Genomic DNA, 16960 nt, shown 5'->3' with positions numbered 1-16960 from the left:
TTGTAAAGACTCAACAAGTTTTATACCAAGCTCTTTCCTCTTTAAGGGACGAATTTTGACTTCTACAGTAATTTATAATATAATATTAACCAATGTAATCTCTATTTTTTTAGAAAGCGTCCAAAGTGACGTGTTTTCGCGTTTAGCCTAAATTTTGGAGGAGGGACCACTGATTTGAAAGTTTATGAAACATCTCGTTTGCGCAATTTAGCCGTAATAGGACACGGGGGCTCGGGAAAAACATCTCTTGTGGAAGCCATGCTTTTTAACGCGGGTCATGTAACCCGCCTTGGGAAAGTTGATGAAGGCACGGCCACAACCGATTTTTTTCCTGAAGAGATTAAGCGAAAAATCTCTGTAAATACAGCTACTGCACCCTGTGAATGGAAAGAATGCAAAATTAACCTGCTGGACACCCCAGGCTACTCCGACTTTTTCGGCGAAGTAAAAGGGGCTTTGCGAATCGTCGAAAGCGTTTTAGTAGTGCTCTGCGCCGTCTCGGGGGTTGAAGTTCAGACGGAGATCGGCTGGAAGGAAGCAGACCGGTCGAACCTCCTCAAGGTCGCATTCATTAATAAAATGGACCGGGAGAATGCAAATTTCGAGCGCGTCCTGCAGCAGATGAAGGAGATTTTGGGGGGGAACATTGTTCCTGTTCAGCTTCCAATCGGGTCTGAAGCAGAATTTTCAGGTGTCGTCGATCTCTTAAAAATGAAGGCTTATTATTACAGCCCCAAAGAGGGTACTTACCGGGAGCAGGCGATTCCCGATGATCTGGTCGAGAAGGCCGAGGCTGCCCGGGAGACGTTAATGGAGGCGGTTGCCGAAGCTGACGACGAGCTTCTGGTGAAGTATCTGGATGGAGAACCCCTGACCGATGAGGAGATTTTTGCGGGACTCCGGAAAAGCTTTAAAACAAATAGCATTATTCCTGTACTGTGCGGCTCTGCCATTAACAATATCGGCGTCAGACATCTTCTTGATTTTCTTGTGGATGTTGTGCCTTCCCCCGCAGATCTTGCCGGGGAAGACAGGGTTTTGGACCAGGAGCCTTTGTCCGCTCTTGTTTTCAAGACTATGGCAGACCCCTATGTTGGCAAGTTAAGTTTCTTCCGCGTATTTACCGGGGTTTTGAAGTCCGACAGTATCGTTTTTAATGCCAATAAAGAAAAAGAAGAAAAAGTCGGACAGCTTTTTGTCATGCGCGGGAAGCAACAGGAATCCATTCCCGAGGTCAGAGCAGGAGATATTGCTGCGGTCGCGAAATTGCAGGAAACATCAACGGGGGATACTCTTTGCCGGAAGGACAAAGTCGTTGTTTTACCCGGCATAGATTTTCCTGAACCTGCTCTTTCAGTTGCAATTGAGCCGAAGAGCAAAGGGGACGAGGACAAGCTGAGCAGTGCCCTCGGAAGACTGCTCGAAGAGGATCCAACCCTCCGCCTCACAAAGAATCTCGAAACAAAAGAAACCATCCTGACCGGAATGGGAGAAACCCATTTGGATATTGTACTCGAGCGGCTCCAGCAGAAGTTTGGAGTGGAAATAAACTCCAGGCCGCCGCGTGTGCCTTACCGGGAAACAATCCGGGCCACAGTTCAGCAGGAAGGAAAATATAAGAAGCAAACCGGCGGCCGGGGCCAGTACGGGCATGTCTTTTTAACCTTAGAACCGCTTCCCGATCAAGACTTTGTCTTTGAAGAGAAAATTTTTGGGGGAGCCGTTCCGAAACAGTACATTCCCGCAGTGGAAAAAGGGGTGCGGGAAGCTTTAAACGAGGGTGTTCTCGCGGGTTATCCGGTAACAGGCGTTAAGGTTACTCTTTACGACGGTTCTTTCCACCCTGTTGACTCTTCGGAAATGGCTTTTAAAATTGCGGCTTCGATGGCTTTCAAAAAGGGTGCGGAAAAGGCAAATCCGGTTCTTTTAGAGCCGATTATGAATGTTGAAGTTACGGTCCCCGAGCAGTTTATGGGGGATATTATTGGAGATCTCAACGGCAAGCGTGGTCGTATTTTGGGCATGGAGCCCAAAGGTGAGGGGATGCAGCTGATCCGCGCTCAGGTTCCTTTGGCCGAACTTTCAGATTATGCCATTGCTTTAAAATCCATTACCCAGGGGCGCGGCTCCTTTAAGATGGACTTTGCCCAGTATGAAGAAGTACCTGCCCGGCTTGCAGAAGAGATTATTGCGAAGCGTCGAGCCGAGCTGGAGAAAGAAAAGGAAAAATAATTAGTTTTCGCTTCGCAGGTATTGAAGGCATCCCCCTGTTAGAGAAACAGCGCGGAAGAGAGTTTTTTTCCCAAACCTGCTTCGCACAAGGTCGCATGCTTTTGCAATCCTTTTGAGTTTTTCCTGTTCCCCGAACAAATCCGGTTGTTCGATCTTTTGGGGGATAAGGTTGGTGAGGGTTATTCCCGCAAGACGCACAGGCCATGTTGGGAACCAATGTCTTTTTAGCAAGGCCAGGGCTACCCGGTAAATATCTGAAGGAAGGTTGGTATACTCCTTTAGCGTTTGCATCCGGGAGATCCAGGAAAAGTTGGGATCTTTCAGAGATAAAATTACGGTCTTTCCCAGATATCCTCCGGTTCTGGCGCGGTAGCTTACCAGATCGGCCAGCTCCAGAAGAACCACCTTAATTTCATCCCCCCGGTAGTCGCGGGGAAGGGTAATCTGCTGGCCGATGCTTTTTGCCTGGTTGAAGCTATTGGGGTCAACGGGGCTCGAATCTATCCCGTTTGCGTTTAACCATAAAATTTCTCCGGTTAACCCAAACTTTCGCTTGAGAACGTCAACAGGGAATTTTGCCAGGTCACCGATCGTATGGATGTTGAGTTTTCGCAGGTGCTGTTCGTAGCGGGGACCCACCCCGAAGAGCTTCCGGACGGGGAGGGGCCAGAGGAGAAGGGGAACATCCTGGTGGCGAATTACCGTTAACCCATCCGGTTTTTCCAGGTCCGCAGCCATCTTGGCTAACAGCTTGTTTGGTCCGATTCCGATGCTGCAGGTTATCTTTAATTCTTGTTGGATCCGTTTTTTTAGTTGCTGGGCAATTGCCACCGGCGAGCTGAAGAGTTTCCGGCAGCCGGTAACATCCAGGAAGGCCTCGTCAATCGAGAACGGTTCGACAAGGGGGGTAAAGTCTTGCATGATCCGTAAGATGTGGCCGGAAAAATACGTGTAGAGATAATATTGGGGTTTGATAAAAAATCCCTTTGGGCACAGGCGGCGCGCTTCCCATACCGTCATTCCTGTTTTTACGCCCTTTCTTTTGGCTTCGTAGCTGGCCGACAAAACGATGCCATGGCGTTTTTCCGGGTCCCCTGCAACAATCACAGGTTTACCCTGCAGGCCAGAGTTTAAAGCCTGGTGGACGCTGGCAAAAAAAGAGTTCATATCGGCGAGCAGGATTGCCCTTTCCATGTTAATCACTCCGAACTGGTGTTCTTAATGCGATCTTACCCAGAACACAGGTTCGTGTCAAGTCTTCAAGGGCTCCGGCTTCATCTTGACACCGCGGCCCAAGGGACTACTACCCAGGCCTGATGTAGTCACCCTCCACCTTCGGCTCCGGGATGGGCAGGCCGTCCTCGGCAAGGCCCTCCAGATGCATCTTCAGGGCCTCTCCGATGTTTGTCTTGACCTTCTCGACTGCCCTCCCGGTGGCCGCACACCCCGGCACGTCGGGAAGGTAGGCCGAATAATTGCTGTCGGTCTTCTCAATCACCACAAGATACCGCTTCAATGCTCGCGCCTCCTTTTGGCAGCTATTACATCCACGCCAGACGTAATGATAGGTCCCCCAAGTTCCTGAAGAAACACGGCCTGCCTATTTTCCCTTTCACGGCCCGCGCCACACCAGCGCCACCGTCCTGATCGGGGAGGGAGTAAACATCAAGGAAATTAGTTCCCGGTTGGGCCACACCAGCATCTTCACAACGGGGGATATTTGCGTCCACACCCCCAACTGTCCCCAAATTGTCCCCAAGGCCCGATTTTATACATCCTTGCATAAAAGAAAAACTCTGTTTGTGATGTTTGATGGGGCTGTTGCCAAAGACCCTCAAATACCAAGGCCAAAGAGTTGAATCCAGCAGAAAAATGCAGAAACATTTTCTTTGTCCATCCAGGCACCCGGCCTTTCCGTATAACCTTCACCAACTGCTTGATATTGTGCGCCGCAAAGAAAAGCAGCACCTGGATCTGCACCTTGTTTGTCCCACGCAGGGTTGCCCGATCCAATCCCAGGGGGCCTTTAAGTTCGGCAAAACTGGTCTCAACCCGCCATTGAAGTGAAAAAGATTATTCCGTTGCTGCCGATCTCCTGGACGAAACGGCTGTTGCACTTGGCGGGTGGGTAGGTTCCGGCTCTACTCTCGCGCAGGATTTTGCTTCCCGAAGTAGAAAACTCTACGTCAAGGTGCTTTAAGAGGGCGGTGAAGAGCGTGAACTCGGGCCAGGGAAGAGACGGACTCCACCGGCTGGTGGACGCTTTACCGGAAGACAAAATTAAAGCGGCCAGGGAATTGCTGGAACTCCTGCTCGTTGAAAGCAGCGAACTACCACCAGAAAAGTTAGGGGGGCGGCTGAGCCTTCTTGAGAAAATCGTCGACTCCCTCCCGGATGGCGTCCTTGCCATCGACCGCGCAGGCAAGGTGGTCGTGTGGAACCGGGCCGTGGAAGAAATGACTGGAGTCACGAAGGAGGAAATACTGGGCAAGGGCGAATACACTTACGCCGTCCCTTTTTTCGGGGAACGCAGGCCCATCCTCGTGAACATCCTGCTCGGCAACGGCAAGGAGTGGGAGCAGGAGTACGAAAAGATTGAGAGGAGGGGCCAAGTTCTTGTCGGGGAAGGTTTTGCCCCCTGCGCTTACGGCGGCAGGGGGCTTCATTTCTGGACCCTCGCGGCCCCGATCTGCGACGAGAAAGGGAACCTGCTCGGGGCGGTCCAGTGCATCCGCGACATCGGCGAGCGCAAGAAGATGGAGGAAGAGCTGAGGTACCAGAGCATGCACGACGCTCTCACCGGGCTTTACAACCGCGCCTTCTTCGAGGAGGAACTGCGGCGGCTGGAGAAGGGCCGCTCCTTTCCCGTGAGCCTTATCCTTTGCGACCTCAACGGCCTCAAGGTGGTCAACGATGCCCTGGGCCACGAGCAGGGCGACGAGCTCCTGCGCCGTGCGGCAAAGGTAATCGCGGGTTGCGTCCGCGGGTCCGACGTGGTGGCCCGGGTCGGCGGGGACGAGTTTGCCGTGATCCTGCCGCAGACGAACCGGAAGGCAGCGGAAGAAGTAGTCGGGCGCATAACCGAGGCGGTAGAGACGGACAACGCGCAGCACCCGGATCTCCCTCTGAGCGTTTCCGTGGGGGTGGCGACGGTGGAGGATGCTTCCCGCCCGCTGCGGGAGGTTTACGCGGAGGCCGACGACGCCATGTACAGGGACAAGCTCGCCAGGGAGGCGGAGCCGCACCGTGCGGTCGTCCGCGTGCTCAAGGCGGCCCTGGCGGAGAAGGATTACGTGGCCGGGGGTCACACGGAGCGGGTGAAAAAGCTGGCCTGTATGCTGGGCAGAGCGGTGGGGCTCTCTCGAAGCGACCTGGATATTCTTTGCCTTTTGGCGGACGTGCACGACGTGGGTAAGCTGGGAGTGCCTGAGCACATCCTTTTTAAGCCTTCTGCGCTCACCGAGAAAGAGTGGGAGGAAGTGAAACACCACCCTGAGGTGGGGTACCGGATCGCCCTTTCTTCACCCGAACTTGTCCCTGTGGCGGAACTCATCCGGCAGCATCACGAGCGGTGGAACGGGAAGGGATATCCCCGCGGGCTGCGCGGCGAGGAAATCCACATCCTGAGCCGCATCCTGGCCATAGCCGACGCCTATGACGCGATGACCTCGGAACGGCCCTACCGCCCTGCTCTGTCACCCGAGGAGGCCCTGGAGGAGCTAAGAAAGGGTGCGGGGACCCAGTTTGACCCGCACCTTGTGGAAGTTTTTGTAAGGTTGCTTTCGGAAAAAAGGTAAAGCCGCGTGTAGAAGTGGAAAAGACAACATGCCGGAGTTTTGCCTCGCCGGGAGAAAGGTCTCCCAAACAGGCCGTGCAGGGTGTATCAGCCGTAGCTCTTTTTAATTATGGGGGGTTTATGTATGCATTTTGGTCTGATGCAATTTTTCAAGCCCAACGGGGCGAGATGAAAATAAGGTTATTCGCAACGAGCTCCTAGGGGGACATTGTGACGAAAGAAGAAAAATTTTTGAAGGCTTTTAAAGACATTTTTGTTGGCCAAAGGTTCAAAGGCAGTCTGGTTATGTCAACCTCATGCATATTATAAGAGTCGGTATTTTGAGGAGGGTGTGTTTTCGCGCTTAATAGAAGATGTTAGCCGAGCACTTGAACCTTTCCCCTTCATCAGCGTGTTTACAAGCGAAACGAGGAGGAGATCGTTTTGACGGGGCTTGAGAGTCTCCAGACAGAAATGCAGATCGATTCTGCAGCTGTCACTCCCCTTCTTACCAGATTCATTGCCGCGAAAGTGGAGGAACTCGAAAGGGAAGGAGTGATCCTCGGGCTTAGCGGCGGGGTGGACTCGGCAGTTGTCGCTGCTTTGTGCCGAAGAGCAGTTGGTCCCGATAAAGTAGTTGCACTTGTGATGCCCGAAAAAGACTCCCGTAAGGAACACTTCCAAGATGCTCTCACTTTGGCGGCAGATTTAGGAATCAATGCCAGAGTAATCAGTCTCACAACTTGGCTGAAAGAAGTGGAGGCATACCGCCTGTTTGCTTTGGATAAACTTTCCTTTTTCGGAAAGCTCCGAGAAAGAATCATGAAAACCGCTTACAACTACTATCGAAAGAAAACTGGAGAAACTCCTTTTTCAGCAAGTCTCTTAGGGTTCAAGGACAAAGACTTCACCTCGTACCTCAAAACAGGAAATGCTTACTATCGGTTAAAACACCGTCTGCGTATGGTCCTGCTTTACCTCCACGGAGAGCTTGAAAACAGACTGGTTGTAGGCTGCGCCAACAAGACAGAATACAAAATCGGCTTTTTTGTCAAACACGGCTGCGACGATGCTGCTGATGTCATGCCCCTTCTTGACCTTTATAAAACCCAGGTGAGGGCCCTTGCTCGCCATTTGGAGATTCCGACACGCATCATTGAAAAGGCTCCTTCCCCTGATATCCTTCCCGGCATCAACGATGAAGAGGCAATAGGTCTTTCCTATAAAGAGCTTGATCTTATCCTACTGGCTTTAGAAAAGGGCTGGGCTGAATCCGAAATCAGCCAAGCGGTTGGCGTCGAAAAAGAAAGAGTTGAGTACGTTAAGAACCTTATACAGAGATCGGCCCATATGCGCCAGACCTATTTCCCCCAGATCCAAAATTAAGCACAATTCTTTGTTCCACGATGTTGCCCCCCCCACTGTGTGGCAGGCCATCCAGGCCACCGAGACGAGAGAGTAAGGCCCGGGAACAGCCGCTAAGCCTGAGCAAGCAGCCAACTTTATCGTAAGGGTAATGTTTTCCCTTTCTCCGGTCACTTCAGTAGCCTTAAGGCTGCGGCCACGTTGGCACCGGAAGAGAATCCGAAGAGATACCCTCAAGGCTGGCCAGCTCGGGTCAATATTGGGGCCGACAAGAATTAACATCAGCAGAACAGAAGGAATTGGGTGGCTTCGGAAGAATGATTAAATAAAGTACTTGCAGGAGGCATTTTCTATGGGCCCCTGGAAAATGCAAAAGCTATACGGGTTTGCCATCATTATGACCCTGGCAGCGATAATCTCCGGCATCATAACAAAGGACTATATATGGCTCTGCTTTCAGTTGGGCGTGCTGTATTTGCAGCTGAGCCCCTATCATCAGGTTTTAACTGCCCTGGAGACGGCAGCATTTTTACAGAGAGTGGGCGGGCTTTCTGGTTGATGAAAACCTGCCTGCAGCGGAGAGTCTACCGGAGATTGTTTCCCGCATGCTGTGGGAAATGTCTTTCTAGTGGCTTAAAGATTTGATCACCCCTCAGCGGCGGGGAGAAAGGCATGAGGACAGCCGTAAATGGAGATACTGTTTACCATACTGAAATGGATATTTAAGGAAGATATTGCATGAACACCTTGTCACCAGGAAGGAAAATGTGATAAAAGAGGAACCTTCTGTATTTGTTTGTAACCATTCCGGCATCTATGGTCCCATCGCAATGGAACTTTTTTCCTTATGAATTCAGGTCGTGGGTCATAAGCGATATGATCGGCGAGAAATCATGTAGTGCATACATGGAATAAGGACCTTTTCGAAAATGTGCCTGTAATAGCGAAACCTTTCTGCAGGCTGCTGACAATTATCATAGAGCCAATTGTTCTTTGGATAATGCAAAAAGTCAACGCCATACCTGTATTCAAAGGAAACAGCAAAATAATCAAGACGTTAGAGAGCAGTGTTGATTCACTTGCAGCCGGCGTTAATATTGCGATTTTCCTTGATGATGTGGTAAATAACAGCTGCGGAAGGCAAAAGAATTCAGGTTTCGTGCATATAGCCAGGGAATATTATTTTAAATATGGCAAGGTCCTGCGTTTCTATCCGGTGTATATAAGCCGGAAGAACAGAGAAATAAGCATAGGCATACATAGCACAGCACCCGGATGGTCTCAGGTACAGCCAGTTCTGCGACCGCTACCATAAGTGTTGAATTGCATATGAACATTTAGATACAGCGAAGGCGATTATATCGGTCATGCTTGCTGGCTATGGTCCTGGAACGGTTGACCAAAGGAAAATGTGGTTTAACATCCAAAGAGAGGAAGGAAGACAAGGTTAAACTTGACTGCCAGTATCTGGTACTTTGCCTACGGCTCCAATATAGACGCCAACCAAATGAAAGAGCGGATCGGGCGGTGCCCCGACCGCGTCCTCGGGATCCTCAGAAACTGGCGTCTGGAGTTCAACAAGGCGTCTGCAAAGGTCCCCGGCGCAGGCTTCGCCAACATTATGCCTTGCCCCGGCGATGCGGTGGAGGGCGTCCTGTACCTCCTTTCGGAAGAAGAGTTGCGGAGGCTTGACCACTATGAAGGCGTCCCTCATCACTACAGGCGCCATCTGGTCAACGTGGAGCGACAACAGACAGGTAAAGACGTCACCGCCGTGACCTATGTGGCAAACCCTGAAAAAGTCCAGGGTGGGCTCAAACCCACTCGCGAATACCTCAGCCACCTGCTAGCCGGGGCGGACTGCCTGAGCGAAGGATACATGCAACTCCTGCGGGCCATAGAAACGCTGGACTAGCCGAAAACCGGGAAAGGGATTAGTTGTTTTCAGCTGCCAGTTCGGCTGGCTTGGGTTTGGCTTCTTGCAGAAGTACATTATTGGACCCTTCAGACGGCGCTGGGACCGTGCGGCTGTTGCTGTGGGCTTCGACCCACGGAACCAGCGCCATATTCCCGGCAGAAGGAGTGGAGATGCGCATGGACAAAAGTGAGATAGCGCCTGACGAGGCTTACCGTCTTCTCGCGCCCGGTTGCGTGGTGCTCATCGGGAGCCGGAAGGACGGCAGGCCCAACGTGATGGCCGCCTCGTGGCAGATGCCTGTCAGCAGAAAACCGCCCCTGGTCGCTGTAGCCGTGGCCAAGCAGCACCTGACCGCAGAGTATGTGCGGGCCACCGGTGCCTTCACCCTGAATGTCCCCGGCTACGGGCTTCTCGACCGCGTCCACTTCTGCGGTACCGTCTCAGGAAGGGACGTGGACAAGTTTGCGGCTGCGGGGCTGACTCCCGTGGCAGGGCGGAAGGTCCCCGCCCCGCTGGTGGCCGAGTGCCTGGCCGGGGTGGAGTGCCGCCTGTGGAAGACATACGATGGAGGCGACCACTGGATCTTTGTGGGCGAGGTGGCGGCGGCCGAGGCCGCGCCGGGGTGCTTCGAGGGCCGCTGGACCTTCAAGGCCAAGGATCATTTTCCTGTTCACCACCTGGGCGGCACCGTGTACGCGGTGGCTGGGTTCCTGGCCGAGGTCAAAAGGCAGGGGGACGGGTGGACGGTCGCGGAGAGAAAGATTCCCGGAACGGACCGCCTTTGAACCCGGGCGTGCCGGGATCGCGCGGCCTGTAATGACCGGGGAGGACGGGGTTCGCAGCGCCGAATACCGGCTGCCGGAAATTTTGCGGCTGCCTGCTGGGGCTTGCGGTCGGGGATGCCCTGCCCGCTACCTCCGCCATCTTCTTGACCGCTTCGGCGGCGATCTCCGGCTGGCCCTGGCAGCATACAACGCCGGGCCAGGGGCCGTGGAGAGATACGCCGGCGTACCGCCGTATCCGAAACACGAACCTATGTGGAGAAGGTGCTGGCGGCCATGACTGGCCGGGAAGCCGGGGCGCAAATCGTGCCGATCGTTGGGGCCGGATCGGCCGCAGGCGTCACAGGCGGTGCCGGAATCCGAGTTGCCGCCCTGCGGGCTTACCTCACGGTGGCGCTATTGCGGACCACCCTGGAGGCCATCTTTTTTAACCTCCTAATGGTTGCCCCCAGAGATTTCAGGGACGAGGAGTTCTTCACGCCCAGGCGCGTCCTGGAGGAAAAGGGCGCCCAGATCACCGTGGCCAGAGTGTGAAGGAGATGGCCAAGGGGATGCTTGGCGGCACCGTAAGACCCGACATAGCTTTCTCCGACGTCCGTGGCGCCGACTACGACGCTGTGGTAATCGCAGGCGGCACGGGGTCGAAGGTGTATCTTTGGGACGACAAAGAACTTCGCCGGGTAGTGCGGGAGGCCCACCGGCAAAACAAGGTTGTGGCAGCGGTCTGCCTGTCCCCGGTGGTGCTGGCTCGCGCCGGCTGCCTTGATGGAAAAAAAGAGGCGACGGTCTACCCCGATCCGTCGGCGGTGCGGGAGCTCAAGACAGCGGGCGCCAGGTATGTTGACCGGAGTGTGGTCGTCTCCGGGAACGTCGTGACGGCCAGGGACCCCCAGAGCGCGGAGGCGTTTGCCCGGGCGGTGGCGGGGTTGCTTGGGCGGTACTGAAAGTAAGAACAGAGAAAAAGTCGAATTTCTTCTGGCAACTCCAGATAAAAACGGGTGATGTTAGATGTGTGACGACCTGCATTTAGCAGAAAGAACCCTTTCAGCACTTTTAGTGGGCATAGCGGCCCTCGCCGGCGGGCTTTTCATAATGGACCCAAAAGGCATAAAAGCCCTGGGTGTGAACGAGCGGGCAGCCGCAGCTCTGCTCATTGCGTCATTTATCGCCATGCTCCTGGCGGGCGCTTCCGCTGGGTGGCTGGCCGGTAGATATTCACGGGAGACTATGCTTCCCCTAGGACTGGCCTGGGCTGGAGCGTATCTTGTGCCGATGGTGGCCTGGTTTGCAGGTCTGGAAGTAGCGTGGCCTGTATCTCTTGCTTACGCCTGCGCGCTGGCCTTTGCCGGAAGCTGGGCAGGTCTGAGCTTGAGTTTGGTCCTTTGCAGGGGATTAAAAAGGTGAGCAGGTGAGCATTGTGGCAGAAATTACAAAATAGCTTACATGCTAGGCATCAGCTCTTCGATGGCGCACATTATAGCACGGAAGTTTCGCCAAATGGGGGTATCGGACCCGCAATATTGGAAGCGGAAACCCGGCCCGGTGAGAATCATCGACACCGCAACTGACGCCGGGGCTTGCGTCCTAGGGGGTTTTCTAGGGCACGGCCACAACGTCGGATGATGTCTGCCAGGCTCCGGAAAGGCCGTACCCCTGCGGCAGCATCAACGGCAGGGGTTTCATCCGGGCCTGGGTGGAGCTGCACGCATGCGCGGACGTGGTCCGCGCACCAGGCGAAAAAGACGCCCGATGCCCAGGCTGAGAATCTACGGCAACCAGGCGCTTCTGGAAGAAGTGAACCGGGTGGTGGCTGCCGGGGCGGGCCTGCCGCCAAGGAAGCTACAGAAGGTGTCCACAAACACCGGTACTGTCTGTAGTCTCTACTACACGGGAGAAGTGTTCGAAGCGTGGTGGACTGGCTCTATGCCGAGGTGTTGCTTTCCAACCCAGCGGCGCGGGGAAGATTTGGGGAGCTTCTGCATGAAACGTGCCTCAAGAGCTGAGCGGTCCGGCGTCGGGAAGCCGGGCGAAAAATTTTTTAAGAGACCCGGTTCTCTGCCGGGCCTTTTCGCGTCTGGAAAAAGCAAAAAAGCGCAGCTCACGGCCTTGGACTCGGGTTGAATCCGAGTTTTTCGTTTTTTCGAAAGGCCTTTTATTTCTTTTCTTTAAAATCGATTCCGAATTCCCTGCATACATCGGATAATCGCAAGGGCTCCGGCATTTTTCGCAGGAGCAAATCTTCTCCTGCTTCTATTTCCTTGGCGAATGTCTCCAAAATAAGAGCACGCATGGCTGAAATTACAGCGGAATTAAAACTCTCACCGCGGAAAGCAGCCACAGCTTCGAACGCGGCTGCCTGGCTTTGCGAAGTGCGGAGTGAATAAGATTTGTAATTTTTGGCCATAAATACCGCCTCCTTAATGATTTACTTTATATATATGGTATCATTAATGTTATATTCGGTTCTAGATTGTCAAGTAAAAGTGATCCCTTTTTAACATCGAAATTTGATCCCTTGATCAATTGATCTCCTTCCAGAACTGGTAATAGATGTAATTTGATCCGCCGCCATTTTTATTTTAATTTAACCGGCTACCTGCCACCCCCTTTTTGGGTTTCAGTCTGTCCTTCATCCTGTAGCTGTTGCCGGTGATCTGGAAGATGTGGCAGTGGTGCACCAGCCTGTCAATGATCGCTGAAGAGATTACTTCATCCCCAAAGACCGTGTCCCACTGGTCAAAGGGAAGGTTGGTGGTGATGATAATGGAACCATGCTCATAGCGTCTGCTCACCAGCTGGAAGAAGAGGTTTGCTTCTTGCTTGTCTACGGGCATGTAGCCGATTTCATCGATGATTAAGAGATGCAGCCGGGCAAGCGACTCAAGTTTCGCGGCCACACTCATGTCGGCCATTCCTGCATAGAGATAGTCAACGAGATCCGCACAGGTCATGAACAGCACCCGGTAGCGGGCAATGCAGGCCTTGATCCCTAAGGCAATGGCCAGGTGGGTCTTGCCTACACCCGGGGGTCCCATGAAGATTACGTTTTCTTTTCTTGTGATGAAGCTCAAGGTTTGGGCCAGTTCCCGGACCTCTCTGGCGTTGATGCTCGGCTGGAAGTTGAAGTCGAAGCTCTCCAGGGTGCACTGCCTGGGAAACCGGGCCATCTGGATCTTCCGGTCGATGGATGCATCGGTTTTGCGCTCCACTTCGGCCTGCACCAGACGGGCAAGGTATTCGATGTAGCTTGAGTTTTCCCGAGTCGCTCTTTCGGCTTCTGCCTCGAAGATCTGCTGGATCTCTTTCAGCCTCAGCAGTTTCAGGTTTTCTTTGAGCTGAACCAGGTCTTCGTGCGTCATCGCTCATCCCCTCCCCCTACTGCAGCAGTTCCCGGTAGCAGGCAAGCGGCCGGACCATTTGCCCTGTTACGGGAAGAGGCGCCGGAGTTCCTGCGGAAGGGGTAGAGTGCCAGAACACCAGTGATTTCAGGATATTGGTCACCGTTTTGTAAGAGGCCGCCCTGTACCTGAGGGCGTGTCTTAGCGCCTGGTCGATTGCTTCGTCCGGGTAGTACGCCTTGAGGTCGAGAATCCTCTGGGCATGGTAGGTGGCGTTGCAGCCGACCTTCTCCAGCAGAAGCCGGTAGTAGTCCCTCCCTGAGGGGAAAGACTGCATGAATATTTCCCGGATGCGCGGTGCAGTGCAGGGTGCTTTGCGCAAGCTTTGGTAGTGCTCTTCTTTGATGTTGGTGGACCCTTTGGTCTTTGACAATTCGTGTGTTGCAATTACAGCCCCGGCCTGGTCCTGGATCTCCAGAAGATGTCCGTGTCTGACGAGAACCCAGACCCTGGTTCCTGCATGCTGCGCTGGAACTGAGTACCTGCTGCCGCCTACGGAGACAAGGCAGTCCCGGCTTACTTTCCGGCTCTTGCGCAGGCTTTGAGTAAACGGGGTTTGCGGGAGCGGCTGGAGTAATTCCTTTTCTTCCCGAAAAAGCTCCTCCGGTTTCTTAAGGGTTGTCCTGTGCTCCTTTGCGCACCACTCCAGGATGAAGGCATGGCCTTTGTTAATCAGGTCCTCTAAGGAGTCAAAGGAGTTCCCCTTGATGAAGTGCTCCTGGATGTAGTAGAAGGGCCGCTCCACCTTCCCTTTGGTCTGGGGGTGCCGCGTCTTTTGGCAACCGGCCGGAAGCGGTAGAGCCCCGCCAGGGCCAGGAATGTCTCGTTGAAGCACTTTACACCGTTTCTGATTTCAAAGACTATCTGTTTGGCATTGTCCACCAGGAGCTCCTTCGAGCTGCCCCCGAAGAACCAGAAGGCTTCCTCCAGGGCTTCGATTACCGCAAAGAGGTCCTGCTTCAAGTTAAAAGTCATGTACTTCATCCGGCTGTACCCCAGGATCACCAGGAAGCAGTAGACCCGGACCTTTTCCCCGGCAATCTCTACATCAAAGGGGGACCAGTCGAATTGGGCCTGCTCTCCTGGTAGCGTCTCAAATCTCAGGCTGGCTCTGTTCCCTGGCTCTTCTTTAAGCATCCTGAGGCAGCGGTAGAGGGTCATCAGGGAGCCGTCATAACCCAGCTTTTTCAGCTCTTCGAAGATGCGAGTGCCGATCAGCTTCTTTTCCAGATACATCTCTCTGACTTGTTCAAGGTAAGGGAGAATCTTTTGCTCCGTAGTTTTCGTACGCCGGTAGCTGGGTGGAGTATCATCTTTCAGGGCGCGCCGTACCGTGTTCACAGAAATCCCCAGAATTTTTGCGATTCTCTTTTTGCCGTACCCCTCGTTGTAAAGCGTTCTGATGGTTGTCCATTGATCCACTTTAATCATCCCCCATTTTCCTCCCTGAAGCATGTTCCTTCAGGGATAGTTTAAGTTAACTGGAAATTCCGGGGGATCAGTTTTCGGTGTTAATCGGGGATCAATTTTAATTGTGGATCAACAATTGCCTCTCTTGAGGCCAGGACGCTTATCGCCCACGTCCGCTACGGTACGGTAAAGCTGCTGGACTCGGTCACCAACGCCCACCCTTTTGTGGCAAACATCAACGGAAAGGACTGGGCATTCGCTCACAACGGGTTTTTGCGGGGAATCAAAGTGTCCAGGCTTTTCGCGAACTACGCTCCCGTCGGGAAACGGACTCAGAGCAATTTTTCTCGGTCCTCGTCGACCACCTCAGCACCGGGAAGAGCAGGGCTGCAGCGGTCGCTTCCGCCGCCAAAATACGGCAGCGCGGGGGAGCTAAATTTCATCCTTTCCGACGGAGAAGAGTTCTATTTCTTCTCCAATCAATCCAACGGCCTGCACTACAAGGCGACCAAGAACGCCGTCTATGTCGCGACGGTTCCTGTCGGGAACCACGTGAACTGGTTTACAGCAACACCCGGCACGCTGTATATGGTAGAAAATGGGAAAATTATAGCAAAGGTTGTCGTGTTCACCGAACCAACATACATCCCCAAGAAAAAGGACGTTACCGACTCAACTGAGAGCCACGTCCGAAAGCGTTTTGGTTTCGAGAGAGTTAAGATCCGCCCCGACTTGACAAAAGAAGAGTGGGAAAACCTGTTGGGTTTTATTGGGGAGCGAAAGATGAAGGAGTTGTGAGAAGACCGTTAGCTCTCTTGGTGAGCGGTTGGCTCTTGAGGATTTCAAAAAAGAAGTAAAGAAAAGAGAGGAGCGGTTTCCTTGCGCACCACCAATAATTCAATTCAGCCAATCAACCGGCGGTTCAGCCCAGCTATAAAAAGACAGGTTCCGCGGATCAAGCCCCGCGTTATCAAGATTACAAGAGAGCTGATCAAGTGAAAGCCCTGGCGTGGCAACCCAGGGAGAAGCGGGTAAGAGGAATTTTCGAGGGCGTACCGGGCCTGCCTCACCTGGCTAAAAGAAATGAGCGCGCTGTACCACATCCCGATGCCGCTCCTTTTCATTACCGCAAATTGCGGCTCCGGATGCTACGACCCCGCAATTAACGCCATATTTCTTCCAAAATTCTCCGTCACTACGCTGGCTCACGAGTTCCGCCACGCCCTCCAGAATAAGAAGCCAATCCGGGTATGGAGCGTAGCACAGGCTGAAGAAGACGCCAGGGGATGGGAGCTCCACAGGCTTGAGACCATTCCAGGGGTGGGTAAGAAGACCGCAGAACTGATAATTGCAGAGGTGGGGACAACATGAGCAGATTCCCCAGTCACAAGCATCTTGCATCCTGGGCAGGTCTGTGCCCCGGGAACAATGAGAGCGAAGGCAAACGCTCAAGTAGCCGAACTCGAAAAGGTGATCCGTGGCTCAGAGAAGCCCTGGTAGAGGCGGCACGGGCAGCTGCAAGGACTAAAGGAACCTATTTGTGTGCCCAATACCACCGGATTGCCGCCCGGCGGGGAAGCAAGAGAACAGCAGTGGCAGTAGCCCATACCATTTTGATCATTGCCTACCACATACTCAAGCATGGCACTGCATACCGCGAGCTCGGGCCAAACTACTTTGACGAGATAGGCAAGACTGCAGTTGTTCGCAGGAGTGTCAAACGGCTGGAGAATCTCGGCTATCAGGTCACCCTAGAACAAGTTGCTTGAGGTACCACGTTCATTTTCAGAGCAGGATATAAGTCAGAATGAACAGGGGTATCTGAGTGTTAAACCGCTCTGCTGCAGGCGGTGCGGCAAAGGAGTACGAACCGGTGAGTGCCCAGACCGGCTAAAAATCTGGTCAACTGCGCCGGAAGGCCCGCCCCGCTTTGATGAAACTGCTTCCTGGCCCGCTTCCGCCGGACACTGGTGGGGCCGGTGGGGAGAGCCGCCAAGGGGCGGGCGGCATAGGAAAGCAAGGGCCTGCGCAGTGCCGGCCTTTTCGTATTTCGTATTGACGGGAGCAAGACGGAATAGTA

The 16960-nt window shown here is 53.5% G+C and carries 19 protein-coding genes and 1 pseudogene; 14 read left to right on the top strand and 6 right to left on the bottom strand.

Annotated features, from left to right (window positions below; translation table 11 throughout):
* Window positions 1–174: 174 nt before the first annotated feature.
* Complete coding sequence (fusA, locus tag HPY58_01655; GenBank protein ID NPV28364.1) at window positions 175–2232, top strand: elongation factor G; 2058 nt, start codon at window positions 175–177, stop codon at window positions 2230–2232.
* On the opposite strand, the gene dinB is transcribed toward fusA, so the two are convergent.
* Together dinB and HPY58_01645 are read right to left on the bottom strand one after the other, a co-directional pair.
* Window positions 2233–3426, bottom strand: a complete 1194-nt coding sequence (gene dinB, locus HPY58_01650; GenBank protein ID NPV28363.1) for a DNA polymerase IV — start codon at window positions 3424–3426, stop codon at window positions 2233–2235. It lies immediately after the preceding gene.
* Between the two features lie 109 nt (window positions 3427–3535).
* Window positions 3536–3748, bottom strand: coding sequence for a type II toxin-antitoxin system HicB family antitoxin (locus HPY58_01645; protein ID NPV28362.1), 213 nt, complete (start codon window positions 3746–3748; stop codon window positions 3536–3538).
* Between the two features lie 127 nt (window positions 3749–3875).
* Here HPY58_01645 and HPY58_01640 point away from each other — a divergent pair, with 127 nt between their 5' ends.
* The 10 genes and pseudogenes from HPY58_01640 to HPY58_01595 all read left to right on the top strand — a co-directional run bounded on the left by HPY58_01640 (window position 3876) and on the right by HPY58_01595 (window position 12193).
* Window positions 3876–4091, top strand: coding sequence for a hypothetical protein (locus HPY58_01640; protein ID NPV28361.1), 216 nt, complete (start codon window positions 3876–3878; stop codon window positions 4089–4091).
* 420 nt (window positions 4092–4511) lie between these two features.
* Complete coding sequence (locus HPY58_01635) at window positions 4512–6029, top strand: diguanylate cyclase (protein ID NPV28360.1); 1518 nt, start codon at window positions 4512–4514, stop codon at window positions 6027–6029.
* A 422-nt stretch (window positions 6030–6451) separates the two neighbouring features.
* Window positions 6452–7393: an NAD(+) synthase gene (nadE, locus tag HPY58_01630; GenBank protein ID NPV28359.1), complete on the top strand. Its 942-nt coding sequence runs from the start codon at window positions 6452–6454 to the stop codon at window positions 7391–7393.
* 331 nt (window positions 7394–7724) lie between these two features.
* Entirely contained in the window at window positions 7725–7931 is a 207-nt protein-coding gene (locus tag HPY58_01625) for a hypothetical protein (GenBank protein NPV28358.1), read from the top strand.
* Between the two features lie 372 nt (window positions 7932–8303).
* Window positions 8304–8687, top strand: coding sequence for a hypothetical protein (locus HPY58_01620; protein NPV28357.1), 384 nt, complete (start codon window positions 8304–8306; stop codon window positions 8685–8687).
* A gap of 138 nt (window positions 8688–8825) precedes the next feature.
* Window positions 8826–9287, top strand: a complete 462-nt coding sequence (locus tag HPY58_01615) for a gamma-glutamylcyclotransferase (protein NPV28356.1) — start codon at window positions 8826–8828, stop codon at window positions 9285–9287.
* Between the two features lie 567 nt (window positions 9288–9854).
* Window positions 9855–10352 (top strand): lytic transglycosylase domain-containing protein, encoded by a 498-nt coding sequence (locus tag HPY58_01610; GenBank protein NPV28355.1) that lies wholly within the window; start codon window positions 9855–9857, stop codon window positions 10350–10352.
* A 158-nt stretch (window positions 10353–10510) separates the two neighbouring features.
* Window positions 10511–11016 (top strand): annotated as a pseudogene (locus HPY58_01605) (DJ-1/PfpI/YhbO family deglycase/protease).
* 64 nt (window positions 11017–11080) lie between these two features.
* Window positions 11081–11476: a hypothetical protein gene (locus HPY58_01600; protein ID NPV28354.1), complete on the top strand. Its 396-nt coding sequence runs from the start codon at window positions 11081–11083 to the stop codon at window positions 11474–11476.
* A 345-nt stretch (window positions 11477–11821) separates the two neighbouring features.
* Entirely contained in the window at window positions 11822–12193 is a 372-nt protein-coding gene (locus tag HPY58_01595; protein NPV28353.1) for a hypothetical protein, read from the top strand.
* Between the two features lie 31 nt (window positions 12194–12224).
* Here the strand turns inward: HPY58_01595 and HPY58_01590 are convergent, their stop codons facing one another.
* From HPY58_01590 to HPY58_01575, 4 genes are all read right to left on the bottom strand, one after another.
* Window positions 12225–12476 carry a hypothetical protein gene (locus HPY58_01590; protein NPV28352.1) on the bottom strand — a complete coding sequence of 84 codons (252 nt, stop codon included), beginning with the start codon at window positions 12474–12476 and terminating at the stop codon, window positions 12225–12227.
* A gap of 175 nt (window positions 12477–12651) precedes the next feature.
* Complete coding sequence (locus tag HPY58_01585) at window positions 12652–13431, bottom strand: ATP-binding protein (protein NPV28351.1); 780 nt, start codon at window positions 13429–13431, stop codon at window positions 12652–12654.
* Window positions 13432–13447: 16 nt separating this feature from the next.
* Window positions 13448–14215 (bottom strand): hypothetical protein, encoded by a 768-nt coding sequence (locus tag HPY58_01580; protein NPV28350.1) that lies wholly within the window; start codon window positions 14213–14215, stop codon window positions 13448–13450.
* On the bottom strand, window positions 14152–14901 hold the full coding sequence (locus HPY58_01575) for an IS21 family transposase (protein NPV28349.1): 750 nt from the start codon (window positions 14899–14901) through the stop codon (window positions 14152–14154). Before HPY58_01575 ends, HPY58_01580 begins: the two co-directional genes overlap by 64 nt.
* 90 nt (window positions 14902–14991) lie before the next feature.
* Between HPY58_01575 and HPY58_01570 the strand changes: the two genes are divergently transcribed.
* The 3 genes from HPY58_01570 (at window position 14992) to HPY58_01560 (ending at window position 16649) form a co-directional block, all read left to right on the top strand.
* Entirely contained in the window at window positions 14992–15678 is a 687-nt protein-coding gene (locus tag HPY58_01570; protein NPV28348.1) for a hypothetical protein, read from the top strand.
* 285 nt (window positions 15679–15963) lie between these two features.
* The gene (locus HPY58_01565) at window positions 15964–16251 is read left to right on the top strand and encodes a hypothetical protein (protein ID NPV28347.1); all 288 of its coding nucleotides are present in this window, start codon (window positions 15964–15966) and stop codon (window positions 16249–16251) included.
* Entirely contained in the window at window positions 16248–16649 is a 402-nt protein-coding gene (locus HPY58_01560; protein ID NPV28346.1) for an IS110 family transposase, read from the top strand. The genes HPY58_01565 and HPY58_01560 overlap by 4 nt, the downstream gene beginning before the upstream one ends.
* Window positions 16650–16960: the final 311 nt, after the last annotated feature.

The sequence above is a fragment of the Bacillota bacterium genome, from assembly GCA_013177945.1.
In the GTDB taxonomy this organism is placed as follows: Bacteria; Bacillota; DSM-12270; order Thermacetogeniales; family Thermacetogeniaceae; genus Ch130.
The sequence above is the reverse complement of the archived record's forward strand: the minus strand, read 5'-3'. Positions and strand labels throughout refer to the sequence as shown.